The 2,719-nt window shown below is 73.2% G+C and carries 3 protein-coding genes; all 3 read right to left on the minus strand.

The genetic code is table 11. From position 1 onward, the window contains the following. A partial coding sequence (locus H5J29_RS28210; RefSeq protein WP_181784028.1) for an MFS transporter occupies nucleotides 1-1,290 on the minus strand: 1,290 nt, incomplete at its 3' end. Beyond that, entirely contained in the window at nucleotides 1,287-2,414 is a 1,128-nt protein-coding gene (locus H5J29_RS28215; RefSeq protein ID WP_181784029.1) for an MBL fold metallo-hydrolase, read from the minus strand. The genes H5J29_RS28210 and H5J29_RS28215, both read right to left, overlap by 4 nt. 103 nt (nucleotides 2,415-2,517) lie before the next feature. Continuing rightward, a partial coding sequence (locus H5J29_RS28220; RefSeq protein WP_181784030.1) for a helix-turn-helix domain-containing protein occupies nucleotides 2,518-2,719 on the minus strand: 202 nt, incomplete at its 5' end.

A 2,719-nucleotide genomic window follows, 5' to 3' on the forward strand; every position in this document is an offset into this window, starting at 1 on the left:
CGTCGCCGCCGTGGCGATGGCCTCCGCGGTGCCGGTGCGCCCGGGCAGGTCCGGGCCGAGGCCGAGGACCACCCCGCCGATGACCGCGATGCCCAGGGTGCCGCCGAGCTGCCGCACGCTCTGCACCACGCCGGAGGCCTGGCTGCGCTCGGCGTCCGGGAACCGGCCGAGGGCGTCGGTGGTGGTGGGGGACAGGGTCAGCCCGAGCCCGACCCCGACGAGCACCATCCCGGGCACCTGCCACGGGTAGGACAGGGCGGGCAGCGCGACCAGCCAGCCGACGACGCCGACCGTGCACAGCGTCATGCCCACCAGGGTGGGGGCGCGGACCCCGACCGCGTCGAACCAGCGCCCGCCGACCTGCGCGGCCAGCGTGAGCGGGAGGATCAGCGGCAACGCGGAGAGACCCGCGGCCATGGGGCCGAAGCCGAGCAGCTCCTGCAGGTAGATCGAGCTGTAGAGCACCACGCCGAGCAGTCCGAACTGGACCAGGCCCATCACCACCGAGTCCCCGGTGAAGCCGCGGTCGGCGAACAGCCGCAGGTGCACCAGCGGGTCCGCGGAGTGCAGCTGCCGGAGGACGAACCACCCGGTCAGGGCGACACCCGCGGCCAGCGCCACGAGCGCGACCGGGCCCCAGCCCGCGAGCTGTTGGATGCCGAGGGTGACCAGGGCGAGGCCGAGGACGATCAGCGCGGCGTCGAGCGGGGCCACGCGGGCGCCCGGTACCGGCCGGTTCTCCACCTTCGCCATCGCGACGAGCACGAGCGTCGCGAGCCCGACGGGGACGTTGAGCAGGAACACCGCCCGCCACGTCACGTACTCGGTGAGCAGCCCGCCGACCAGCGGGCCCAGCGCCAGGAACACCTGGCTGATCCCGGCGTAGAGGGCCATCACCTTGCCGCGCTCGGCCGCGGGGAACGCCGCCATCACGATCGTCGCGGACACCGGCATCATCAACGCGGCGCCGACCCCCTGCAGGGCTCGGAACACGATGATCGACGTCGTGTCCCAGGAGAACGCGCACCCGGCTGAGGCCAGGAAGAACAGGCTCACCCCGACCTGGAAGGCGCGCGGGCGGCCGAGGACGTCCGCGGCCCGCCCGCCCAACGCGACGAGCGCGGCGAGGGCGAGTACGTAGGCGTTGACCACCCACTGCTGGCCGTGCGGGGTCAGCGGCAGCTCGCGGGCCATGGTCGGCAGTGCCACCGAGACCACGGTCTGGTCCAGCATGATCATCGACAGCGACCCGGTCATGGCGACCAGGACGAGCCATCTGCGGGGGTTCACCTGTCGCGCCCCTGGATCCTCCAGGCCACCATCGCGGCGGCGGCGGGGAGCAGCCTCAGCCCGCGGGGCATCCCCGCGACCGGGGCGGGGTTCGTGAGCGCCGGCCGGGACCACTCGGCGTCCGCCTTGGTGCTCTGGGGGCGCAGCCCGATCTCCCGCAGGGTGTTGACCGCCATCATCCCGGTGAACATCGCGTTGGGGTTGGCCCCGCCGATCCCCAGCTCCGCGACGGTGTCTGCGTACCGGGTGGTGAAGGCGCTGCCCCGGATCGGGGTGCCCTCCTTCGTGATCGCCAGCGCGGCCTCGGTCAGGGCCGTGACCTGGTCCAGCATCCCGTCCAGGTAGGACTGCGCGGTCTCCCGGTCCTTGACCTCGAAGGTGTGGCCGTCGGTGAGGATGCGCGCCTCGCCCTCCTCGAACAGGGTCGCGGCGGCCCCGAGCGTGGTCTGGATCTTGAGCTGGTCGGCGTCCGCCATGACCCCGCAGGGGCCGTTCGCCTCGTCGGAGAGGTGCAGCAGGCCGACATCGCGGAGGTGCACGATCACGTGGCCGGCGCAGTGTCCCTGGGTGCGCAGGACGCGGACCGCGCCGTCGAGGAAGGTCCAGCCGGTGAAGCGGGCCGAGCCGATCCGGATCCGCTCCAGCGGCCGCTCCTCGTAGGTGCGGGTGGTGGCGCCGAACGGGAGCATCGGCTGGAACAGCGACGCGACCTTGGTGCCTGCCAGCGACGGCGGCGCCACCAGCGGGACCACCCCGGGCAGCCGGGAGAACGAGTGCACCCAGTACGGCGCCGGGTCCCGCATCTGGTCGAGGTCCCGGGCCGGGACGTAGTGCTCGACGGGCACGCCCAGCTCGTCGGCCAGGTCGTTGTTGCCGACGTGGTCGGGGTGGCCGTGGGTGGTCAGGACCAGCGCCCGGGTCCAGGGGCCGACCGTCGCGGTCGCCGCCTTCAGCGCGGCCCGGAACCCCGTCGTCACGCCGGTGTCGACCAGGACGAGGGTGTCCCCGACCCGGTGCACGAGGGCGTTGGCGACGTCCGGCTGGTCCTTCGCGACGTCCAGCTCCTGGCCGAGGACCAGGACGGTCCGGTCGTCGATCCGGATCGTGTCACCGAGCGCGGTCATGGCTGTGTCTCCTGTCTGCGGCTGCGGCCCCTCGCCGCGACCCGCGATCTCCCATGACTCGAAGCGTGCTCGGAACGGGCGCCGAAGTCCCTGGGGAAAGTCCCTAGTGGGCCACCAGGTCGCGAAGGTTCCGGCGCGACCGGATCCCGAGCTTCGCGTAGACGTTGCCGAGGTGGTACTCGACGGCCTTGTCGGTCACGTACAGCTCGGCGGCCACCTCCCGGTTCGTCATCCCGCGGCCGACGAGCGCCACGACCTCGCGTTCGCGGTCGGTCAGGTCCCGCACCCCGGGCGGGACGGCGGGT

The organism is Pseudonocardia pini (assembly GCF_013870575.1).
Classification (GTDB): domain Bacteria; phylum Actinomycetota; class Actinomycetes; order Mycobacteriales; family Pseudonocardiaceae; genus Pseudonocardia; species Pseudonocardia pini.

What these genes read in the sequence shown, in the direction of transcription:
- H5J29_RS28215 (WP_181784029.1), bottom strand. Translation starts at nt 2,414, where the DNA reads ATGACCGCGCTCGGTGACACGATCCGGATCGACGACCGGACCGTCCTG.